Origin of the sequence: Thermomonas beijingensis (genome assembly GCF_020034655.1) — a bacterium.
GTDB lineage: Bacteria > Pseudomonadota > Gammaproteobacteria > Xanthomonadales > Xanthomonadaceae > Thermomonas > Thermomonas beijingensis.
Window position 1 is genome coordinate 523,037 of the sequence record NZ_JAIQDJ010000001.1, and the last position, 20,557, is coordinate 543,593.

Below are 20,557 nucleotides of genomic sequence, written 5' to 3' on the forward strand. Positions count from 1 at the left end.
CGGAGAATTCAAATGAAAGACTTGCTTAATCTGTTCAACCAGCAGCGCCAGACGCTGGATTTCGATGCCATCAAGATCGCGCTGGCTTCACCCGACTTGATCCGTTCGTGGTCTTACGGCGAAGTCAAAAAGCCGGAAACGATCAACTACCGCACCTTCAAGCCGGAGCGAGATGGCCTGTTCTGCGCGGCCATCTTCGGCCCGATCAAGGACTACGAGTGCCTGTGCGGCAAGTACAAGCGCATGAAGCACCGCGGCGTGGTCTGCGAAAAGTGCGGCACCGAAGTGACCTTGGCCAAGGTCCGCCGCGAGCGTATGGGCCACATTGATTTGGCCTCACCGGTTGCGCATATCTGGTTCCTCAAGTCGCTGCCGTCGCGGATTGGCTTGATGCTGGACATGACCCTGCGTGACATCGAACGCATCCTGTATTTCGAAGCGTTCGTGGTGACCGAGCCGGGCTTGACGCCGATGGAACGCGGTCAGCTGCTGACCGAAGAACAGTACATGACCGCACGCTCCGAGCACGGCGAGGATTTCGACGCCGCGATGGGTGCCGAAGCTGTGTACGACCTGCTGCGCACGATCGACCTGCAAAGCGAGATGGTGCAGCTGAAGGAGGAAATTGCGTCCACCGGTAGCGAAACCAAGCTCAAGCGCCTGACCAAGCGGATCAAGCTGGTTGAGGCGTTCCTGGAATCGGGCAACCGTCCCGAGTGGATGGTGATGACCGTGCTGCCGGTGCTGCCGCCGGATCTGCGCCCGCTGGTGCCGTTGGATGGTGGTCGTTTTGCGACCTCGGATCTGAACGATCTGTACCGGCGCGTCATCAACCGCAACAACCGTTTGCGCCGGCTGCTGGAACTCAATGCACCGGACATCATCGTGCGCAACGAGAAGCGTATGCTGCAGGAGTCGGTGGACGCGCTGATGGACAACGGCCGCCGCGGCCGCGCCATCACCGGCACCAACAAGCGTCCGCTGAAATCCTTGGCCGACATGATCAAGGGCAAGCAGGGTCGCTTCCGCCAGAACCTGCTCGGCAAGCGCGTGGACTACTCCGGTCGCTCGGTCATCGTGGTCGGTCCGTACCTCAAGCTGCACCAGTGCGGCCTGCCCAAGAAAATGGCGCTGGAACTGTTCAAGCCCTTCATCTTTGCCAAGCTGCAAGTGCGTGGCCTCGCCACCACCATCAAGGCGGCCAAGAAGCTGGTCGAGCGTGAAGAAGCGGAAGTGTGGGACATCCTCGAAGAGGTGATCCGCGAACATCCGGTGCTGCTGAACCGCGCCCCGACCCTGCATCGTTTGGGTATCCAGGCGTTCGAGCCGGTGCTGATCGAAGGCAAGGCGATCCAGTTGCACCCGCTGGTGTGTACCGCGTTCAACGCCGACTTCGACGGTGACCAGATGGCCGTGCACGTGCCGCTGTCGCTGGAAGCGCAGCTGGAAGCGCGCGCACTGATGATGGCGTCCAACAACATCCTGTCGCCGGCCAACGGCGAGCCGATCATCGTGCCGTCGCAGGACGTGGTGTTGGGCTTGTACTACATGACCCGTGCGCTGGAAAACAAGGCGGGCGAGGGCATGGTGTTTGCCAATATCGCCGAAGTGAAGCGTGCCTACGACAACCGCGTGGTGCAATTGCACGCCAAGTGCAAGGTGCGCATCAGCGAAAAGGTGAAGAACGAGGATGGCAGCTTCGAGCAGAAGACCTCCATCGTCGACACCACCGTCGGTCGCGCGCTGCTGCGCGAGATCCTGCCGGAAGGCTTGCCGTTCGCACTGGCCAACACCGAATTGACTAAGAAGAACATCAGCCGCCTGATCAACAGCTGCTACCGCATGCTGGGTCTGAAGGACACGGTGGTGTTCGCCGACAAGCTGATGTACACCGGTTTCGCCTACGCCACCCGCGCCGGCGTGTCGATCGGCATCGACGACATGATCATCCCGAACGAAAAGAAGGGCATTCTCGACGAGGCCGAAGCCGAGGTGCTGGAAATCCAGCAGCAGTACCAAAGCGGCTTGGTCACCGGTGGCGAGCGTTACAACAAGGTGGTGGACATCTGGTCGCGCACCAATGAACGCGTGGCCAAGGCGATGATGGACACCATCGGCACCGAGAAGGTGGTCAATGCCAAGGGCGAGATCATCGATCAGAAGTCGATGAACTCGATCTACATCATGGCTGACTCCGGTGCGCGCGGTTCGCAGGCGCAGATTCGCCAGCTGGCCGGTATGCGCGGCTTGATGGCCAAGCCGGATGGCTCGATCATCGAGACCCCGATTACTTCCAACTTCCGCGAAGGCCTGAACGTCCAGCAGTACTTCATCTCCACCCACGGCGCCCGCAAGGGCTTGGCCGATACCGCGCTGAAGACCGCGAACTCGGGTTACCTGACCCGTCGCCTGGTCGATGTGGCGCAGGACGTGGTGATCACCAGCTCCGATTGCGGTACCCTGACTGGCCTGACCATGACCCCGATCGTGGAAGGCGGCGACGTGGTCGAGCCGCTGAAGGATCGCGTGCTGGGTCGCGTGGTGGCCGAAGATGTGTACCTGCCGGGCAATGACGAAGACCCGTTCGTCACCCGCAACACCCTGCTCGACGAACAGTGGGTCGCCAAGCTGGAAGATGCTGGCGTGCAGTCGATCAAGGTGCGCAGCACGATTACCTGTGAAGCCAGCTTCGGCGTGTGCGCGCATTGCTATGGTCGTGACCTGGGCCGTGGACATCTGGTCAACCACGGTGAAGCCGTGGGTGTGGTGGCAGCGCAGTCGATCGGTGAGCCGGGTACCCAGCTCACCATGCGTACCTTCCATATCGGTGGTGCCGCGTCGCGTGCGGCGGCGATCGATAACGTGACGGTGAAGACCACGGGCTCGGTGAAGTTCAACAACCTGAAGTTCGTCAAGCACGCCGATGGCCACCTGGTGGCAGTGTCGCGCTCCGGTGAACTCTCGGTGCTGGACAACCACGGCCGCGAGCGCGAGCGCTACAAGCTGCCCTACGGTGCCACCTTGCAGGTACAGGATGGTGGTAGCGTCAAGGCGGGCCAGGAAGTGTCGCGCTGGGATCCGCATAACCACCCGATCGTCTCTGAAGTGGCCGGTTTTGTGCGCTTCATTGACTTCGTCGATGGCGTCACCGTGATCGAAAAGACCGACGAGCTGACCGGTTTGGCTTCGCGTGAAATCACCGATCCCAAGCGTCGCGGCTCGCAGGGCAAGGATCTGCGTCCGGTGGTGCGTATCGTCGACAAGGACGGCAAGGATCTGAACATTCCTGGTACCGACTTGCCAGCGCAATACATGCTGCCGCCGCGCTCGGTGGTGAACCTGCAGCACGGTGCCGCTGTGGGTGTGGGCGACGTGGTCGCCAAGATCCCGCAGGAAGCCTCCAAGACCCGCGACATCACCGGCGGTCTGCCACGCGTGGCGGACTTGTTTGAAGCGCGCAAGCCGAAGGATCCGGCGATCCTTGCCGAAATCTCCGGCATGATCAGTTTCGGCAAGGAGACCAAGGGCAAGCAGCGTTTGATCTTGAAGAACGCCGATGGCACCGAGCACGAAGAGCTGATTCCGAAGTATCGCCAGATCATCGTGTTCGAAGGCGAGCACGTGGAGAAAGGCGAAACCGTGGTGGACGGCGAGCCCAGCCCGCAGGACATCCTGCGCCTGAAGGGCGTCGAGGAGCTGGCGGCGTACTTGGTGAAGGAAATCCAGGACGTGTATCGCCTGCAAGGCGTGAAGATCAACGACAAGCACATCGAAGTGATCATTCGCCAGATGCTGCGCAAGGTCGAAGTGGTGGATCAGGGGGATTCCAAGTACCTCAATGGCGAGCAAGTCGAGCGCCAGCGTGCGATCGAGGAAAACCAACGCCTGGCCCGCAACAACGAAATTCTGGTCAAGGTGGATCCGGTGTTGCTGGGGATCACCAAGGCCTCGCTGGCCACCGAATCCTTCATTTCCTCGGCATCGTTCCAGGAAACCACCCGCGTATTGACCGAGGCGGCCGTACGCGGCACCCGCGATACCTTGCGCGGCTTGAAGGAAAACGTGATCGTTGGTCGCTTGATTCCGGCGGGCACCGGTTTGGCTTATCACAGCCAGCGTCGCAAGAGAGCGTCTGGCTTGACCGAAGCAGAAATGGCGACCTTGGCGGGTGAGCCGGCAGCGGCAGAAGGCACTTCCGTAGAGTAATGTGGCACTGGATCTGCTTGACGGCAGCGTCAGGCAGGTGCGGCAAACACAAGTGCTTGCATTACAGCAAGCACTTGTCTACAATACGCGGGTTTTCGATGGCGTAAGCCATCCAGATCACCAAATGAGGTCGCAGGACGCGCCTCGTATTGGGCCTACGGATAGGCGGGATCGCAGATAAGTCATGGTTGCTCGCAGTGCGGGCGGCGTGATTTTTCGGTATGGCGGCGTGTGGCTGAAGAGTCGGACGCGGGCTATACTTTTTCGTCTTGTCGACTGGATTGCGTCTGATCCGGTCGGCTTTCGTTTTCAAATGGGCTTCGGCCCACCTACTGAGCCCCGAAATGGCAACGATCAACCAGCTGGTGCGCAAGCCGCGCAGCCCGGAAACCTACAAGAGCACATCGCCTGCGCTGGCTAACTGCCCGCAGCGCCGTGGCGTGTGCACCCGTGTTTACACCACCACCCCGAAGAAGCCGAACTCGGCGCTGCGCAAGGTGGCCAAGGTGCGTCTGACCAATGGTTACGAGGTCATCTCGTACATCGGCGGCGAAGGCCACAATCTGCAAGAGCACAGCGTGGTGCTGATCCGCGGCGGCCGCGTCAAGGATCTGCCGGGTGTGCGTTACCACACCGTGCGCGGTTCGTTGGATGCCGCAGGTGTCGCCAAGCGTAAGCAGGCGCGCTCCAAGTACGGCGCCAAGCGTCCGAAGAAGTAATGTCGGCCGGGTTTTGACCCGCCATCGCAGAAAACGGCGGCTCAAGTCCGCCCTACGAGAATAAGCATATGTCGCGTAAAGGTAATACCCCGCAGCGTTCGGTGCTGCCGGATCCGAAGCACGGAAGCGAAACCATCGCCCGCTTCATCAACATGGTCATGCAGAGCGGCAAGAAGTCGATTGCCGAGAAAATCGTGTATGGCGCGATGGAAGTGATTGGCGAAAAGAATGCCAACCCGCTGGAGCTGGTCGAAAAAGCACTGGGTAATGTGTCGCCATCGGTCGAAGTGAAGTCGCGCCGCGTCGGCGGTGCCACCTATCAAGTGCCGGTGGAAGTGCGCTCCTCGCGTCGTATGGCGCTGGCCATGCGCTGGCTGATCGAATCGGCCCGCAAGCGCGGTGAAAACTCGATGCCGCGCAAGTTGGCTGGCGAGTTGCTGGACGCCTCCGAAAATCGCGGTGGCGCCATCAAGAAGCGTGAAGAAACCCACCGCATGGCTGACGCCAACAAGGCGTTTGCACACTACCGCTGGTGAGTTTGACGGCCCTGCGGGGCCAGTGGCGGCGCACTTGATGTTGTGCCGCCACACGACCCCATCCGGGGCGCACCACTCCGAAGGCCGCCGACAGGCGGCATTCGGCCATTCCGAAATCCGAATTTATTGAGAGGCTCCCCGTGGCCCGTTCCACTCCCATCGAGCGTTACCGCAATTTCGGCATCATGGCGCACATTGATGCTGGCAAGACCACCACGTCCGAGCGCATCCTGTTCTACACCGGCAAGAGCCACAAGATCGGTGAAGTGCACGACGGTGCCGCCACCATGGACTGGATGGAGCAGGAGCAGGAGCGTGGTATCACGATCCAGTCTGCTGCTACCACCGCGTTCTGGAAAGGCATGGACAAGTCCTTGCCGGAACACCGCTTCAACATCATCGACACCCCCGGCCACGTGGACTTCACCATCGAAGTGGAGCGCAGCTTGCGCGTGCTCGATGGTGCAGTGTTCGTGCTGTGCGCGGTCGGTGGCGTGCAGCCGCAGTCGGAAACCGTGTGGCGCCAGGCCAACAAGTACCACGTGCCGCGCATCGCGTTTGTCAACAAGATGGATCGCACCGGTGCCAACTTCTACAAGGTGCGCGACCAGCTGAAGGCGCGTCTGGGTGCTGTCGCGGTTCCGATGCAGGTGCCGATCGGTGCCGAAGATGGCTTCGAAGGCGTGATTGATCTGCTGAAGATGAAGGCCATCCATTGGGATACCGCATCGCAGGGGTTGAACTTCGAATACCGCGACATTCCGGCCGAGCTGCAAGCGAAGGCGGATGAAGAGCGTGCATTCATGGTGGAGTCTGCCGCCGAAGCCACCGAAGAACTGATGGACAAGTACCTCAATGAGGGGGAATTGACCGAAGCCGAAATCGTCGAAGGTTTGCGCCAGCGCACCCTGAAGACCGAAATCGTGCCGATGTTCTGCGGTACCGCGTTCAAGAACAAGGGCGTGCAGGCCATGCTGGACGGCGTGATCAACCTGCTGCCGTCGCCGGTTGACGTGCCCGCCATCAAGGGTGTGGACGTGGATGACGAAACCGTCGAAATGACGCGTGAGTCCAGCGACAAGGCCCCGTTCTCGGCGCTGGCGTTCAAGATCATGACCGACCCGTTCGTGGGTTCGCTGACCTTCTTCCGCGTCTATTCGGGCATGCTCAATGCGGGTGACCAGGTGTTGAACTCGGTCAAGGGCAAGAAAGAGCGCATCGGACGTCTGCTGCAGATGCATTCCAACAACCGCGAAGAAATCAAGGAAGTGCTGGCCGGTGACATCGCCGCTGCCGTGGGTCTGAAGGATGTCACCACCGGTGACACCCTGTGCTCGCTGGATGCACCGATCGTGCTGGAGCGCATGACCTTCCCGGAACCGGTGATTTCGATGGCGGTCGAGCCGAAGACCAAGTCCGACCAGGAAAAGATGGGCAATGCCCTGAGCCGTTTGGCGCAGGAGGATCCATCGTTCCGCGTGCGTACCGACGAAGAATCCGGGCAGACCATCATCGCCGGCATGGGTGAGCTGCATCTGGACATCATCGTTGATCGCATGAAGCGCGAGTTCAACGTCGAGGCCAATGTCGGCAAGCCGCAGGTGGCCTACCGCGAAACCATCCGCAAGTCGGATGTGAAGAGCGACTACAAGCACGCCAAGCAGTCGGGTGGTAAGGGGCAGTACGGTCACGTGGTGATCGAGTTGTCACCGATGACGGCGGAAGACAGGGCGAACCCGGATGTCAAGAACGATTTCCTGTTCATCAACGACATCACCGGCGGCGTGATTCCGAAGGAATTCATCCCCGCAGTTGAAAAGGGTATGCGCGAAACCATCACCAGCGGCCCGCTGGCCGGCTATCCGGTGGTGGGTGTGAAGGTCAAGTTGGTGTTCGGTTCCTACCATGATGTCGACTCGTCGGAAATGGCGTTCAAGTTGGCCGCGTCGATGGCGTTCAAGGAAGGTTTCCGCAAGGCCAGCCCGGTGTTGCTGGAGCCGGTGATGAAGGTCGAAATCGTCAGCCCGGAAGATTATCTGGGTGACGTGATGGGCGACGTCAGCCGTCGTCGTGGCGTGCTGCAAGGTCAGGATGACAGTCCGTCCGGCAAGATCATCAATGCGATGATCCCGTTGGGTGAAATGTTCGGCTACGCCACTTCGCTGCGTTCGATGTCGCAAGGCCGCGCCACCTTCTCGATGGAATTTGACCATTACGAAGAAGCGCCGACCAACATCGCCGAATCGGTCATGAAGAAAGCGTAATACAGGCTCTGGTTGCGGGCGCAGATGAGACGCCGCCCGCACTCAGGCTCACCACTTTTCAAACTAATTTTCTGGAGTTATCAACATGGCAAAGGGTAAGTTCGAACGCACCAAGCCCCACGTGAACGTGGGTACGATCGGTCACGTGGACCACGGCAAGACGACGCTGACGGCGGCGCTGACCAAGGTGGGCGCAGAGCGTTTCGGTGGCGAGTTCAAGGACTACGGTGCAATCGACGCGGCGCCGGAAGAAAAGGCGCGCGGGATCACGATCTCGACGGCGCACGTGGAATACGAAAGCCCGAACCGTCACTACGCGCACGTGGACTGCCCGGGCCACGCCGACTATGTGAAGAACATGATCACCGGTGCGGCGCAGATGGACGGCGCGATTCTGGTGTGCTCGGCCGCGGATGGCCCGATGCCGCAGACCCGCGAGCACATCCTGCTGTCGCGTCAGGTGGGCGTGCCGTACATCGTCGTGTTCCTGAACAAGGCTGACATGGTGGACGATGCCGAGCTGCTGGAACTGGTGGAAATGGAAGTACGCGAGCTGCTGAGCAAGTACGACTTCCCGGGCGACGACACCCCGATCATCGCCGGTTCTGCGCGCATGGCGCTGGAAGGCGACCAGAGCGAGATTGGCGTGCCGGCGATCATCAAGCTGGTGGATGCGCTGGACACCTGGATCCCGGAGCCGGAGCGTGCGATCGACAAGCCGTTCCTGATGCCGGTGGAAGACGTGTTCTCGATTTCGGGCCGCGGCACCGTGGTGACCGGCCGCATCGAGCGCGGCGTGATCAAGGTGGGCGAGGAAATCGAGATCGTCGGTATCCGCCCGACCCAGAAGACCACGGTGACCGGCGTGGAAATGTTCCGCAAGCTGCTGGATCAGGGTCAGGCGGGCGACAACGCGGGTCTGCTGCTGCGTGGCACCAAGCGTGACGACGTGGAGCGCGGCCAGGTGCTGTGCAAGCCGGGTTCGATCACCCCGCACACCGAGTTTGAAGCCGAGGTGTACGTGCTGAGCAAGGATGAAGGTGGCCGGCATACCCCGTTCTTCAAGGGCTACCGTCCACAGTTCTACTTCCGCACCACCGACATCACCGGTGCTGTCACCTTGCCGGAAGGCGTGGAGATGGTGATGCCGGGCGACAACATCAAGATGGTGGTGACGCTGATCAACCCGGTGGCGATGGACGAAGGCCTGCGCTTTGCGATCCGCGAAGGTGGCCGTACCGTCGGTGCCGGCGTGGTGGCGAAGATCATCAAGTGATATCCGCCTGAGCTTGCGGGACGTGCCTCATGCGCGTCCCGCAAGGCGGATGTCGGTGCGGCAGGACGCCCATCGTTGCCTTGCTTCCGGCATGAATGCCGGGGAATTGGGGCGATTTGCAAAAACTGCTTGCAAAGCAAGGATCAAATCCGTTAGAATGCAAGACCCCTGCGGAAATGTGAGTTTCTGCAGGGTAGCGAAAAGAGGTGCAGGAAGCGCCTCGTGTTCGCCAGACAGGGAGATGTCGCGTGGCAAGGCCTCGTCCGTTCCGGAAATGTCCGGAGCATATCGGCGGGGCCTTTCGGCGCGTTTATTGATCCTGACTTCTGGCAGCCGGGTGTTCATCGCCTGATCCGCTGGTTTTGAGGTAATTGTTTGACTGCAGTACCCGTTGTTTTCACGGGGTGTGGCGCACCTAGCCGCCATGCCTGTCGCTCTTTAGATATGAGGTATTCCTCCCATGGCGGACCAAAAGATTCGCATCCGGCTGAAGGCGTTCGATCATCGTCTGATCGACCGTTCGGCCAGCGAGATCGTTGAGACGGCCAAGCGGACCGGCGCGCAAGTGCGCGGCCCGATTCCGCTGCCGACCAAGATCGAACGTTACACCGTACAGACCTCGCCCCACGTCGATAAAGACGCGCGCGACCAGTACGAAACCCGCACGCATAAGCGCGTGCTTGACATTGTTGACCCCAACGACAAGACCGTGGACGCGCTGATGAAGCTCGAACTGGCTGCTGGCGTCGACGTGCAGATCAAGCTGACCTGAGGACGACACTGATGAGCGCGAAGAAGTATTCGCTCGGCATCGTCGGTCGCAAGGCCGGCATGAGCCGCATGTTCACCGAAGACGGCAAGTCCGTGCCGGTGACTCTGATTGAAGCAACTCCGAACCGTATCGCCCAGATCAAGACCCTTGAGGTTGATGGTTACACGGCGTTGCAGGTGACGGCGGGCGTGAAGCGCGCCTCGCTGCTGACCAAGCCGCAGACCGGTCACTTGGCCAAGGCCAAGGTGGAAGCGGGTCGTGGTTTGTGGGAGTTGCGTGTGGAGGCTGACCAGATTGGTGGCTATGAAGTGGGCGGCGAAATCAAGGCCGACATCTTCAGCGAAGGCCAGGTCGTCGATGTCCAAGGTGTCACCAAGGGCAAGGGCTTCCAGGGCACCATCAAGCGTTGGAACTTCACCATGGGTGATGCTACCCACGGTAACTCGTTGTCGCATCGCTCGCCGGGCTCGATCGGTCAGCGTCAGACGCCGGGCCGTGTGTTTCCGGGCAAGAAGATGGCTGGCCATATGGGCCACGTGACCCAGACCACGCAAGGTCTGCAGGTGGTCAAGGTCGATGCCGAACGTGGCTTGATTGCCGTGCGCGGTGCTGTGCCGGGTGCGCCGGGTGGCGATGTGATCGTGCGCCCGACGAGCAAGGGAGTCTGATCATGGAATTGAATATCAACGGTAGCGCCAGCAAGCTGGCCGTGTCCGACGCGGTGTTCGGCCGTGACTTCAGCGAAGACCTGGTGCACCAGGTGGTCGTTGCTTACCGCAACGCCGGTCGTGCCGGTACCAAGGCGCAGAAGACCCGTTCGGAAGTCAATGGCACCACCAAAAAGTCGAAGAAGCAGAAGGGTGGCGGCGCGCGTCATGGCGCGTTGACGGCTCCGATCTTCGTCGGCGGCGGCGTCACCTTCGCGGCCAAGCCGCGCAGCTTTGCGCAGAAGGTCAACCGCAAGATGTATCGCGCCGCAATCGCGACCATCCTGTCCGAGCTGAACCGCCAGGGACGCATCACTGTGGTCGAATCGTTCGAGGTGGACGCCCCGAAGACCTCCGGTCTGGTGGCCAAGCTGGCGGGCTTGAATGTGGGTCAGCGCCCGCTGATCGTGACCGAAGATGCCACCGACAATCTGTACCTGTCTGCCCGCAATCTGCCTTATGTGCAGGTGCGTGATGTGCAGGGTCTGGATCCGGTCTCGCTGGTCGGTGCCGACACCGTGGTGGTGACCACTGATGCGGTGAAGAAGATCGAGGAGTGGCTGGCATGAGCGCCGCAAACCTGTACGAAGTAATCCGTGCGCCGCGCGTGTCCGAAAAGACCGCGCGCCTGCAGGAAGTCTCCAACCAATACGTCTTTGAAATTGCGAAGACCGCCACCAAGGCCGATGTGAAGGCTGCGGTGGAGAAAATCTTCGCCGTCAAGGTCGAGGCAGTGAACGTGGTGAACGTGAAGGGCAAGTCCAAGACCTTCAAGTTCCGCCAGGGGCGCCGCAGCGATTGGCGCAAGGCGTACGTCACGCTGGCCGATGGTCAGTCGATCGACGTCATGACCACGTCGGCCTGAGGAAATAATTCATGGCACTGATGACATTCAAGCCCACCTCGCCCGGCCGCCGTTCGGCGGTTCGCGTGGTGTCGCCCGAGCTGCACAAAGGCGCACCGCATGCAGCGTTGCTGGAAAAGCAAAGCAAGAGTGGTGGCCGCAACCACCACGGCCGCATCACCACCCGCCATATCGGCGGCGGTCATAAGCAGCATTACCGCATCATCGATTTCAAGCGCGACAAAGAGGGCATCCCGGCCCGTGTGGAGCGCATCGAATACGATCCCAACCGCACCGCGCATATCGCCTTGTTGTGCTATGCCGACGGCGAACGCCGCTACATCATCGCCCCCAAGGGCTTGAAGGCGGGCGATCAGGTGATCGCAGGTCGTGATGCGCCGATCAAGGCGGGCAACACTTTGCCGCTGCGCAATATCCCGGTCGGTTCCACCGTGCATTGCATCGAAATGAAGCCCGGCAAGGGCGCGCAGATTGCGCGTGCTGCGGGTGCCGGCGTCCAGCTGGTTGCACGTGAGGGCGTGTACGCCACCTTGCGTCTGCGTTCGGGTGAAATGCGTCGTGTGCCGGCGGAATGCCGCGCGACCATCGGCGAAGTCGGTAACGATGAGCATACGCTGGAGAAGCTGGGTAAAGCGGGTGCAGCACGCTGGCGCGGCGTCAAGCCGACCGTGCGCGGTGCCGCCATGAACCCGGTGGATCACCCGCACGGCGGTGGTGAAGCCAAGGCTGGCCAGGGTAATCCGCATCCGGTCACCCCGTGGGGTGTACCCACCAAGGGGTACAAGACGCGCCATAACAAGCGCACTCAACAGTTCATCGTGCGCGATCGCAGGAGCTAATTGGCAATGGCACGTTCACTTAAAAAAGGCCCGTTCATCGACCACCACCTGCAAAAGAAGGTGGAGGCCGCGGGTAGCAGCAAGAGGCCGATCAAGACCTGGTCGCGCCGCTCCACGATTCTGCCGGAAATGATTGGCGTCACCATTGCTGTGCATAACGGCAAGAGCCATGTTCCGGTAATGATCAACGAGAACATGATTGGCCACAAGCTTGGCGAGTTTGCCGTGACCCGTACGTTCAAGGGGCATGGCGGCGACAAGAAGGGTGGGAAGTAAGGAGATGACTATGGAAGCGAAAGCCATCCTGCGCAGTGCGCGCATCTCCGCCCAAAAGGTCCGTTTGGTCGCTGATCAGGTGCGTGGCCTGCCGGTTGCCCGTGCATTGGATCTGTTGAAGTTCTCGGACAAGAAAGCCGCAGTCATGGTCTACAAGGTCGTGTTCTCTGCTGCTTCCAATGCCGAAAACAACAACGGCGCTGACGCCGATTTGTTGAAAGTCAAGACCATCATGGTCGATGAAGGTCCCTCGCTGAAGCGCTTCATGGCGCGAGCGAAGGGTCGTGGCACGCGCATCACCAAGCGCACCAGCCACATCACCGTGGTCGTGGGCGAGGGCAACTAATCATGGGTCACAAAGTCAATCCTATCGGCATCCGCTTGGGCATCGCCAAAGACTGGAACTCCAAGTGGTACGCCGGCAAGAAGCAATTCGCCGAATATCTGTCGGGCGACCTCAAGGTCCGCGACATGCTGCGCAAGAAGCTGGCTCAGGCCGGTATCAGCAAGATCCTGATCGAGCGTCCGGCAAATAACGCCCGCGTGACCATTCATACCGCCCGTCCGGGCGTGGTGATCGGCAAGCGTGGTGAGGACATCGAGAAGCTGCGTAAAGAAGTGTCGGATGTGCTCGGCGTGCCGGCGCATATCAACGTCACAGAAGTGCGCAAGCCGGAACTCGACGCGCAGCTGGTGGCCGAGTCGATTGCGCAGCAGTTGGAGCGCCGCATCATGTTCCGCCGCGCCATGAAGCGTGCGGTGGGCAATGCGATGCGTCTGGGAGCATTGGGTATCAAGGTCAATGTCGGTGGTCGCTTGAACGGCGCAGAAATCGCCCGTTCCGAGTGGTACCGGGAAGGCCGCGTGCCGCTGCATACTCTGCGTGCCGACATCGACTACGGCTTTGCCGAAGCGAAGACCACCTACGGCATCATCGGTATCAAAGTGTGGGTCTACAAGGGTGAAATCTTTGATTTCAGCCAAGTGGGTCAGGAAAAGCAGGACGACAGCCCGGCACCGCGTGGTGACCGCGGTGATCGTGAACGCCCGCGCGGCCCGCGCCGCGACCGTGGTGACCGCGCCGAGCGCGGCGAAGCGAGGGACTAAACCATGTTGCAACCTAAGCGAACCAAATATCGCAAAGTCCATAAAGGCCGTAATGAAGGCCTGAGCTGGAGCGGTAATGCTGTCAGCTTCGGCGAGTTCGGCCTGAAGGCAACTGCCCACGGCCAGCTGACTGCTCGCCAGATCGAGGCTGCGCGTCGTTCCATCAGCCGTTACGTCAAGCGTGGCGGCAAGATGTGGATCCGCGTATTCCCCGATAAACCGATCACCAAAAAGCCAATCGAAGTCCGCATGGGCTCCGGTAAGGGTAATGTGGAGTACTGGGTCGCTCAGATCCAGCCGGGCCGCATGATCTATGAAATCGAAGGCGTCACCGAGGACGTGGCACGCGAAGCGTTCCGTTTGGCCTCGGCCAAGCTTTCGGTCACCACCACTTTTGTGACTCGGACGGTGCGCTGATGGAACTCAAGCAATTGCGTCAAAAGTCGGCGGACGAACTGAAGGCCCATCTGGTCGAACTGCAGAAAGAGCGCTTTGCGCTGCGGATGCAGAAGGCCACGGGCCAACTGCCTCCGTCCAAGGCCAATGAGCCCCGCCGCGTGCGCCGCGAGATTGCTCGCGTCAACACGCTGCTTGGCCAGCAGAACTAAGGAACGGGCGTCATGACCGAACAAACCAAGAAGCTGCACACGGTTGAAGGCCGCGTGGTCAGCAACAAGATGGACAAGACCGTGACGGTGCTCGTTGAGCGCCAGGTCAAGCACGCGCTGTACGGCAAGTACATCCGTCGCTCGACCAAGCTGCATGCCCACGATGCCAACAATGCCTGTAATGAAGGTGATGTGGTGCGTGTGGCCGAATGCGCACCGATGTCCAAGACCAAGAACTGGCGGGTGGTGGAAATCCTCACCCGTTCCGCCGAGTAAGCAGGAGAGATAGCCATGATCCAGATGCAGAGCTTTCTCGACGTTGCCGACAACTCGGGTGCCAAGGAACTGATGTGCATCAAGGTGCTGGGTGGTTCCAAGCGCCGTTATGCAGGCATCGGCGACATCATCAAAGTGTCGGTGAAGGAAGCGATTCCGCGCGGCAAGGTGAAGAAGGGCGATGTGTACGACGCCGTGGTTGTGCGTACCCGCAAGGGTGTGCGCCGCGCCGACGGTTCGTTGATCCGCTTCGATGGTAACGCCGCCGTGTTGTTGAACAACAAGCAGGAGCCGATCGGCACCCGCATCTTCGGGCCGGTCACGCGCGAGCTGCGTACCGAGAAGTTCATGAAGATCGTTTCGCTCGCCCCCGAAGTGCTGTGAGCGTAGAGGACTAATCACATGAACCGTATCAAAAAGGGCGACCAAGTCGTCGTCACCACCGGCAACAAGACCATCAAGGGTCAGACTGGCGAAGTGCTGCGCGTCGATGGCGAGCGCGTCTTCGTTTCCAATCTGAACTTGGTCAAGCGCCACACCAAGCCCAATCCGCAGGCCGGTCAGGCCGGTGGCATTGTGCAGCGTGAAGCGTCGATCCATATTTCCAACGTGATGCTGCTCAACCCGGTAACGGGCAAGGGCGAGCGCGTTGCCACCAAGGTGCTCGAGAATGGAAAGCGCATCCGCGTGTTCCGCTCCAGCGGTGAGGCTATCTAAATGACCACTCGTCTCGAAAAGTTCTACAAGGAAGAAGTGGTGCCGAAGCTGATGCAGCAATTCGGTTACACCAATCCGATGCAGGTTCCCAAGCTGGTCAAGGTCACGCTGAACATGGGCGTGGGCGAGGCAGCCACCAACAAGAAGGTGCTGGAGAACGCAGTTGCCGACATGACCAAGATTTCCGGCCAAAAGCCGGTGGTCACCAAGTCGCGCGTTTCGGTAGCATCGTTCAAGATTCGTGACGGCTGGCCGATCGGTTGCAAGGTCACCTTGCGCCGTGCCCAGATGTTCGAGTTCCTGGATCGCCTGATCAATATCTCGCTGCCACGCGTGCGTGACTTTCGCGGGGTGTCGGGGCGTTCCTTCGATGGCCGTGGTAATTACAACATGGGCGTGAAAGAACAGATCATCTTCCCGGAAATCGATTTCGATGCCGTTGACGCAATGCGCGGCATGGATATCGCCATCACCACCACAGCGAAGACCGACGCAGAGGCCAAGGCCCTGCTCGAAGCCTTCCGCTTCCCGTTCCGCAACTAAGGACACGTCATGGCCAAGACTTCCATGATCAACCGCGAGACCAAGCGCGCCAAGCTGGCCAAGCAGCACGCTGGCAAGCGCGAAGCGCTGAAGAAGATCATCTCCAGCCAGGACGCGTCCTATGAGGACAAGATGGCGGCCGCAACCAAGCTGCAAAAGCTGCCGCGTGACTCCTCACCTTCGCGTCAAACCACCCGTTGCGTGTTGACTGGCCGTCCACGCGCCGTGTACAGCAAGTTCGGCCTGGGTCGCAACGCCCTGCGTCAAGCCACCATGCGTGGCGACGTGCCGGGCTTGCGTAAGGCAAGCTGGTAAAAACCTGCTATACTTCGCGGCTTCCTGTCGATTCGTTGGCGGGGATTGGCAGATCAGCCTCGCAGCGATGCGGGGCTGGTGCCGCAACAGCGTTGCGACTTTTCAAGGTCACAGCGTCCACAATCCGACAGATTTTCGCGAAAGCGGATATCGGTGCTACTCATCAGGTGAATCTACATGAGCATGACTGATCCCATCGCCGACATGCTGGTGCGCATGAAAAATGCGGCCGCAGTTGGCAAGCAGGCGGTAAGAATGCCGTCCTCCAAGATCAAGGTTGCAATTGCCAAAGTCCTCAAGGACGAAGGCTACATCGCTGACGCTCGCGTCACCCAGAACGGCGCCAAGGCCGAGCTGGAAATTGCCTTGAAGTATTTCGAGGGCAAGCCGGTTATCGAAACCATCAAGCGCGTGTCGCGCTCGGGTTTGCGTCAGTACCGTGGCAAGGATGAATTGCCGAAGGTGCTCGCCGGCCTTGGTATTTCGATTATCTCCACCTCCAAAGGCATCATGACCGACGCGCAGGCACGCCAGCTGGGTGTCGGTGGTGAAGTCTTGTGCATCGTGGCTTAAGGGAGTAACGCACATGTCCCGAGTTGCCAAGAAGCCGGTTGCCCTTGCCAAGGGTGTCGAACTCAACGTTCAGTCGGATGCGATCAGCGTCAAGGGCCCGAAGGGTACCTTGAGTATCGCCAAGCCCGCCGGTATCGAAATCAAGATTGAAGATGGCAATGCATTGCTGTTGCCCAATGATGCCTCGCTGGTGCCGTTGACCGGTACCCTGCGCGCCATTGTTGCCAACATGGTGCACGGCGTCAGTACCGGTTTCGAGCGCAAGCTTGAGCTGGTTGGTGTGGGTTACCGTGCTGCCATGCAGGGCAAGGATCTGAGCCTGTCGTTGGGGTTCTCGCATCCGGTGGTGTACGCAGCGCCAGAGGGCATCACCATCACCACGCCGACCCAGACCGAAATTCTGGTGGCCGGTGCCGACAAGCAGTTGGTCGGTGAAGTGGCAGCCAAGATTCGCGGTTACCGCCCGCCGGAGCCCTACAAGGGCAAGGGCGTGAAGTATTCCGACGAAACCATCATCCGCAAGGAAGCCAAGAAGGCCTAATCGCGAATCCTGCGCAAAGGCCCGCACGGCACTGTGCGGACTTTTTTGGAAACGCCAAGCTTTCAGCTTTCGGAGAAGAGAACCATGGAAAAGAAAATCGCTCGTCTGCGTCGTGCCAAGTCGACCCGCGCACACATCCGCGAACTCGGTGTGCCGCGCCTGTCGGTGCTGCGTACCGGTCAGCATTTGTACGCGCAGCTGTTCACCGCCGACGGCGCCAAAGTGTTGGCATCGGCTTCGACTGTTCAGTCCGATGTCAAGGCTGGTCTGACCAGTGGCAAGAACAAGGACGCCGCAGCCAAAGTGGGTCAGTTGATTGCCGAGCGCGCCAAGGCGGCCGGTATCGAAAAAATCGCATTTGACCGTTCTGGTTACCGCTATCACGGTCGCATCAAAGTGTTGGCCGAAGCTGCGCGTGAGGGTGGTCTGCAGTTCTGAGTATTGAAGGCATGTGGCTTGGGCCCCATGCCTTGTCGTCGATGCGACTGGCATCGGGCATTGCAGCTGATTGCAGCTGCAATGGTGTAACCGCCGTACATCACAACTATAAGCGGCCACGCCGCAAATCCTCTTAATTACTATCGAGATATTGATATGGCAGAGCAACGCGAATCCCGCGGCCGCGATCGCGGTCCCCGCGAGGAAAAAGTCGATGACGGCATGATTGAAAAGCTGGTCGCGGTCAACCGTGTCAGCAAGACGGTCAAGGGCGGTCGTCAATTCACCTTTACCGCATTGACGGTGGTGGGTGATGGAGCAGGCAAGGTCGGCTTCGGGTATGGCAAGGCCCGCGAAGTGCCGGTGGCCATCCAGAAGTCGATGGAAGGTGCCCGCAAGAATATGAAGGTTGTGCAGCTTAATGGCGGCACCCTGCATCACGCAGTGAAGGCCGGCCACGGCGCGGCACGCGTGTTCATGCAGCCGGCCTCGGAAGGTACGGGCGTGATCGCCGGTGGTGCGATGCGTGCGGTGCTGGAAGCCGTGGGCGTGAAGAACGTGCTGGCCAAGGCAGTAGGTTCGCGCAACCCGATCAATCTGGTGCGTGCGACGGTCAAGGGTCTGGAAGCGATGCATTCGCCGGCCAAGATCGCGGCCAAGCGCGGCAAGAAGGTGGAGGATCTGAACCATGTCTAATGAAGTCAAGACCGTCACGGTTCGTTTGGTCAAGGGCCTGCGTGGCACACAGTCGCGCCACCGTTTGTCGGTGAAGGCGTTGGGTCTCGGTAAGGTCAACAGCGTGCGTGTGTTGAAGGATAGCCCGCAAGTGCGTGGTCTGATCTCTCAGCTGCACTACCTGGTCAAGGTTGAGGATTGATTCCATGAAGATGAATACTTTGAGCCCCGCTGAGGGTGCACGTCAGGTTCCCAAGCGCGTCGGTCGCGGTATTGGCTCCGGCTTGGGCAAGACCTGCGGTCGCGGCCACAAGGGTTCGTTCGCACGTTCCGGCAAGGGCAAGATCAAGGCCGGCTTCGAAGGCGGTCAGTCGCCCATGCAGCGTCGCTTGCCCAAGATTGGCTTCCATTCGAAGCTGGCGCTGGATTGCGCGGAAGTGCTGCTGTACAAGCTGGACTCGCTGCCGGCTGGCGATGTGGATTTCGCCGCGCTGCAAGCAGCCAAGCTGGTGCCAAATACCGCCAAAAGCGCGAAGATCGTGGCCAAGGGCGACGTCACCAAGGCGTATGTCCTGAAGGGAATCGCTGCAACTGCGGGTGCCAAGGCCGCGATCATCGCTGCCGGCGGCAGTTTGGCGGAGTAATCGGCGCATGTCGCGAACTGCGGATGCAATGTCGGGCCTGATGGGCGCGGGCAAGTTCACTGAACTTCGTTCGCGCCTGATGTTCGTCATCGGCGCATTGATCGTCTATCGCATCGGGTGCTACATCCCGGTGCCGGGCGTCAATCCCGAGGCGATGCTGTCGCTGATGAATTCGCAAAAGGGCACCGTGGTGGACATGTTCAACATGTTCTCCGGTGGTGCGCTTTCGCGGTTCAGTTTGTTTGCGCTGAACGTGATGCCGTATATTTCGGCGTCCATTGTCATGCAGCTGATGGTGCAGATTCTGCCCAGCCTGAAGGCAATGCAGAAAGAAGGTGAGTCCGGGCGTCGCAAGATCACCCAGTATTCGCGTATCGGTTCGGTGTTCTTGGCCGTGTTTCAGGCGGCCGGTATCGCCATTGCATTGCAACATCAAGGTGCAGGAACCGGGGTGCCGGTGGTGTACAACCCGGGGCCTGGATTTGTGCTAACCGCGGTGGTCTCGTTGACTGCTGGCACCGTGTTCCTGATGTGGTTGGGCGAGCAGGTGACCGAGCGTGGCATCGGCAACGGTGTTTCGCTGATCATTTTCGCCGGTATCGTGGCGGGCTTGCCGGGTGCTGTATTGCACACCTTGCAGCAGGCTAATGCCGGTGAAATGCAGTGGATCACGGTATTTGTGATTCTGGCAATCGTACTTGCGGTGACTTGGTTTGTGGTGTTCATGGAAAGTGGTCAACGCCGCATCACCGTGAATTACGCCCGTCGCCAGGGGGCACGTGGTGGTTATCAGAACCAGAGTTCGTTCTTGCCGCTCAAGCTGAACATGTCGGGCGTGATTCCGCCAATCTTCGCATCGTCGATTATCATGTTCCCGGCCACCGCCTCGACCTGGTTTGGCCAGTCTGGCAACCCGGCAACGGTGTGGCTGCAAAAGGTCAGCCAGATGTTGTCGCCCGGCGAGCCGCTGCATATGATTCTGCTTGCAGCGCTGATCATCGGCTTTGCGTTCTTCTACACAGCGTTGGTGTTCAACTCGCAGGAAACCGCCGACAACCTGAAGAAGTCGGGTGCGCTGATTCCAGGTATCCGCCCGGGCAAGGCGACCGGTGAGTATATCGACGGTGTGTTGACACGCTTGACCGGTGCGGGTGCGTTGTATCTGGTGCTGGTGTGCTTGCTGCCGGAAGTGATGCGCACCAAGCTGGGAACCTCGTTCTACTTCGGTGGCACCTCGCTGTTGATCGTGGTGGTGGTCGTGATGGACTTCATTGCGCAAATTCAAGCGCATTTGATGTCGCATCAGTACGAAAGCCTGCTGAAGAAGGCAAATTTGAAAGGGCGCGGCGCCCGCTGAGCCGGGCTCCGCACCCAAGCGTCGCGGGATTGGGCGCAACCTGACAATCGTCAACTCGACCCACGTCCGAGTTGACAAATGGGCGACCCACGCGACATTCCCGCGTGTGGGTGGCAACGAACCGATCCGCGCGCCGGAGTAGCGCGCGGGCAGGCTCAGACGCAAGTTTGAGTGCTGCCAGTTCGCCGCCATCGCCGGAGCATGGGCACACTCCCCATGCCGGGTATCACTGCTGTTTCGGAGTGGTGCTTCCAGATTACTCGGGAGTTGTATATAATTTCTTGTTCCCTGCGTCGGGCTGCT

At 60.0% G+C, this 20,557-nt stretch carries 28 protein-coding genes; 27 read left to right on the forward strand and 1 reads right to left on the reverse strand.

Annotation, left to right across the window (positions count from 1 at the left end; genetic code table 11):
- Positions 1 to 12: 12 nt before the first annotated feature.
- The 5 genes from rpoC (at position 13) to tuf (ending at position 9,001) form a co-directional block, all read left to right on the forward strand.
- Complete coding sequence (gene rpoC, locus K7B09_RS02375; RefSeq protein WP_223626362.1) at positions 13 to 4,206, forward strand: DNA-directed RNA polymerase subunit beta'; 4,194 nt, start codon at positions 13 to 15, stop codon at positions 4,204 to 4,206.
- 344 nt (positions 4,207 to 4,550) lie between these two features.
- On the forward strand, positions 4,551 to 4,925 hold the full coding sequence (gene rpsL / locus K7B09_RS02380; RefSeq protein WP_223626364.1) for a 30S ribosomal protein S12: 375 nt from the start codon (positions 4,551 to 4,553) through the stop codon (positions 4,923 to 4,925).
- Between the two features lie 68 nt (positions 4,926 to 4,993).
- On the forward strand, positions 4,994 to 5,461 hold the full coding sequence (gene rpsG / locus K7B09_RS02385) for a 30S ribosomal protein S7 (RefSeq protein WP_223626366.1): 468 nt from the start codon (positions 4,994 to 4,996) through the stop codon (positions 5,459 to 5,461).
- Positions 5,462 to 5,601: 140 nt separating this feature from the next.
- The gene (gene fusA, locus K7B09_RS02390) at positions 5,602 to 7,725 is read left to right on the forward strand and encodes an elongation factor G (RefSeq protein WP_223626368.1); all 2,124 of its coding nucleotides are present in this window, start codon (positions 5,602 to 5,604) and stop codon (positions 7,723 to 7,725) included.
- Positions 7,726 to 7,810: 85 nt separating this feature from the next.
- Positions 7,811 to 9,001 carry an elongation factor Tu gene (gene tuf, locus K7B09_RS02395; protein WP_223626348.1) on the forward strand — a complete coding sequence of 397 codons (1,191 nt, stop codon included), beginning with the start codon at positions 7,811 to 7,813 and terminating at the stop codon, positions 8,999 to 9,001.
- Between the two features lie 27 nt (positions 9,002 to 9,028).
- On the opposite strand, the gene K7B09_RS02400 is transcribed toward tuf, so the two are convergent.
- Positions 9,029 to 9,346: a hypothetical protein gene (locus K7B09_RS02400; RefSeq protein WP_223626370.1), complete on the reverse strand. Its 318-nt coding sequence runs from the start codon at positions 9,344 to 9,346 to the stop codon at positions 9,029 to 9,031.
- A gap of 115 nt (positions 9,347 to 9,461) precedes the next feature.
- On the opposite strand from K7B09_RS02400, the gene rpsJ reads away from it, so the two are divergent.
- From rpsJ to secY, 22 genes are all read left to right on the forward strand, one after another.
- Complete coding sequence (rpsJ, locus tag K7B09_RS02405; protein ID WP_223626372.1) at positions 9,462 to 9,773, forward strand: 30S ribosomal protein S10; 312 nt, start codon at positions 9,462 to 9,464, stop codon at positions 9,771 to 9,773.
- An 11-nt stretch (positions 9,774 to 9,784) separates the two neighbouring features.
- Positions 9,785 to 10,441: a 50S ribosomal protein L3 gene (gene rplC / locus K7B09_RS02410; protein WP_223626374.1), complete on the forward strand. Its 657-nt coding sequence runs from the start codon at positions 9,785 to 9,787 to the stop codon at positions 10,439 to 10,441.
- 2 nt (positions 10,442 to 10,443) lie between these two features.
- Positions 10,444 to 11,049 (forward strand): 50S ribosomal protein L4, encoded by a 606-nt coding sequence (gene rplD / locus K7B09_RS02415; protein WP_223626376.1) that lies wholly within the window; start codon positions 10,444 to 10,446, stop codon positions 11,047 to 11,049.
- On the forward strand, positions 11,046 to 11,345 hold the full coding sequence (rplW, locus tag K7B09_RS02420; RefSeq protein WP_223626379.1) for a 50S ribosomal protein L23: 300 nt from the start codon (positions 11,046 to 11,048) through the stop codon (positions 11,343 to 11,345). Before rplD ends, rplW begins: the two co-directional genes overlap by 4 nt.
- 11 nt (positions 11,346 to 11,356) lie before the next feature.
- Entirely contained in the window at positions 11,357 to 12,184 is an 828-nt protein-coding gene (gene rplB, locus K7B09_RS02425) for a 50S ribosomal protein L2 (protein WP_223626381.1), read from the forward strand.
- A 6-nt stretch (positions 12,185 to 12,190) separates the two neighbouring features.
- Complete coding sequence (gene rpsS, locus K7B09_RS02430) at positions 12,191 to 12,460, forward strand: 30S ribosomal protein S19 (protein ID WP_223626383.1); 270 nt, start codon at positions 12,191 to 12,193, stop codon at positions 12,458 to 12,460.
- A gap of 10 nt (positions 12,461 to 12,470) precedes the next feature.
- A complete protein-coding gene (gene rplV / locus K7B09_RS02435; RefSeq protein ID WP_223626385.1) occupies positions 12,471 to 12,806 on the forward strand; it encodes a 50S ribosomal protein L22 in 336 nt (111 codons plus the stop codon).
- A 2-nt stretch (positions 12,807 to 12,808) separates the two neighbouring features.
- Complete coding sequence (rpsC, locus tag K7B09_RS02440) at positions 12,809 to 13,567, forward strand: 30S ribosomal protein S3 (protein ID WP_223626387.1); 759 nt, start codon at positions 12,809 to 12,811, stop codon at positions 13,565 to 13,567.
- Between the two features lie 3 nt (positions 13,568 to 13,570).
- Positions 13,571 to 13,984, forward strand: coding sequence for a 50S ribosomal protein L16 (rplP, locus tag K7B09_RS02445; protein ID WP_223626390.1), 414 nt, complete (start codon positions 13,571 to 13,573; stop codon positions 13,982 to 13,984).
- Entirely contained in the window at positions 13,984 to 14,175 is a 192-nt protein-coding gene (gene rpmC, locus K7B09_RS02450) for a 50S ribosomal protein L29 (RefSeq protein ID WP_223626392.1), read from the forward strand. The genes rplP and rpmC overlap by 1 nt, the downstream gene beginning before the upstream one ends.
- A 12-nt stretch (positions 14,176 to 14,187) precedes the next feature.
- On the forward strand, positions 14,188 to 14,451 hold the full coding sequence (gene rpsQ / locus K7B09_RS02455) for a 30S ribosomal protein S17 (protein ID WP_223626394.1): 264 nt from the start codon (positions 14,188 to 14,190) through the stop codon (positions 14,449 to 14,451).
- A 15-nt stretch (positions 14,452 to 14,466) separates the two neighbouring features.
- Positions 14,467 to 14,835: a 50S ribosomal protein L14 gene (rplN, locus tag K7B09_RS02460; RefSeq protein ID WP_028839560.1), complete on the forward strand. Its 369-nt coding sequence runs from the start codon at positions 14,467 to 14,469 to the stop codon at positions 14,833 to 14,835.
- Between the two features lie 18 nt (positions 14,836 to 14,853).
- Positions 14,854 to 15,168: a 50S ribosomal protein L24 gene (gene rplX, locus K7B09_RS02465; protein ID WP_223626396.1), complete on the forward strand. Its 315-nt coding sequence runs from the start codon at positions 14,854 to 14,856 to the stop codon at positions 15,166 to 15,168.
- On the forward strand, positions 15,169 to 15,711 hold the full coding sequence (rplE, locus tag K7B09_RS02470) for a 50S ribosomal protein L5 (RefSeq protein ID WP_190281751.1): 543 nt from the start codon (positions 15,169 to 15,171) through the stop codon (positions 15,709 to 15,711).
- 9 nt (positions 15,712 to 15,720) lie between these two features.
- Complete coding sequence (rpsN, locus tag K7B09_RS02475; RefSeq protein WP_223626398.1) at positions 15,721 to 16,026, forward strand: 30S ribosomal protein S14; 306 nt, start codon at positions 15,721 to 15,723, stop codon at positions 16,024 to 16,026.
- A 177-nt stretch (positions 16,027 to 16,203) separates the two neighbouring features.
- The gene (gene rpsH / locus K7B09_RS02480) at positions 16,204 to 16,599 is read left to right on the forward strand and encodes a 30S ribosomal protein S8 (RefSeq protein ID WP_223626401.1); all 396 of its coding nucleotides are present in this window, start codon (positions 16,204 to 16,206) and stop codon (positions 16,597 to 16,599) included.
- 13 nt (positions 16,600 to 16,612) lie between these two features.
- On the forward strand, positions 16,613 to 17,140 hold the full coding sequence (gene rplF / locus K7B09_RS02485; protein ID WP_223626403.1) for a 50S ribosomal protein L6: 528 nt from the start codon (positions 16,613 to 16,615) through the stop codon (positions 17,138 to 17,140).
- 84 nt (positions 17,141 to 17,224) lie between these two features.
- Positions 17,225 to 17,578 carry a 50S ribosomal protein L18 gene (gene rplR, locus K7B09_RS02490; RefSeq protein ID WP_223626405.1) on the forward strand — a complete coding sequence of 118 codons (354 nt, stop codon included), beginning with the start codon at positions 17,225 to 17,227 and terminating at the stop codon, positions 17,576 to 17,578.
- 156 nt (positions 17,579 to 17,734) lie between these two features.
- Complete coding sequence (gene rpsE, locus K7B09_RS02495; protein ID WP_223626407.1) at positions 17,735 to 18,274, forward strand: 30S ribosomal protein S5; 540 nt, start codon at positions 17,735 to 17,737, stop codon at positions 18,272 to 18,274.
- Entirely contained in the window at positions 18,267 to 18,455 is a 189-nt protein-coding gene (gene rpmD / locus K7B09_RS02500; RefSeq protein ID WP_223626409.1) for a 50S ribosomal protein L30, read from the forward strand. Before rpsE ends, rpmD begins: the two co-directional genes overlap by 8 nt.
- A 4-nt stretch (positions 18,456 to 18,459) precedes the next feature.
- Positions 18,460 to 18,897 carry a 50S ribosomal protein L15 gene (gene rplO, locus K7B09_RS02505; protein ID WP_223626411.1) on the forward strand — a complete coding sequence of 146 codons (438 nt, stop codon included), beginning with the start codon at positions 18,460 to 18,462 and terminating at the stop codon, positions 18,895 to 18,897.
- A 28-nt stretch (positions 18,898 to 18,925) separates the two neighbouring features.
- On the forward strand, positions 18,926 to 20,254 hold the full coding sequence (gene secY / locus K7B09_RS02510) for a preprotein translocase subunit SecY (protein ID WP_223627725.1): 1,329 nt from the start codon (positions 18,926 to 18,928) through the stop codon (positions 20,252 to 20,254).
- The last annotated feature ends 303 nt before the right edge of the window (positions 20,255 to 20,557 follow it).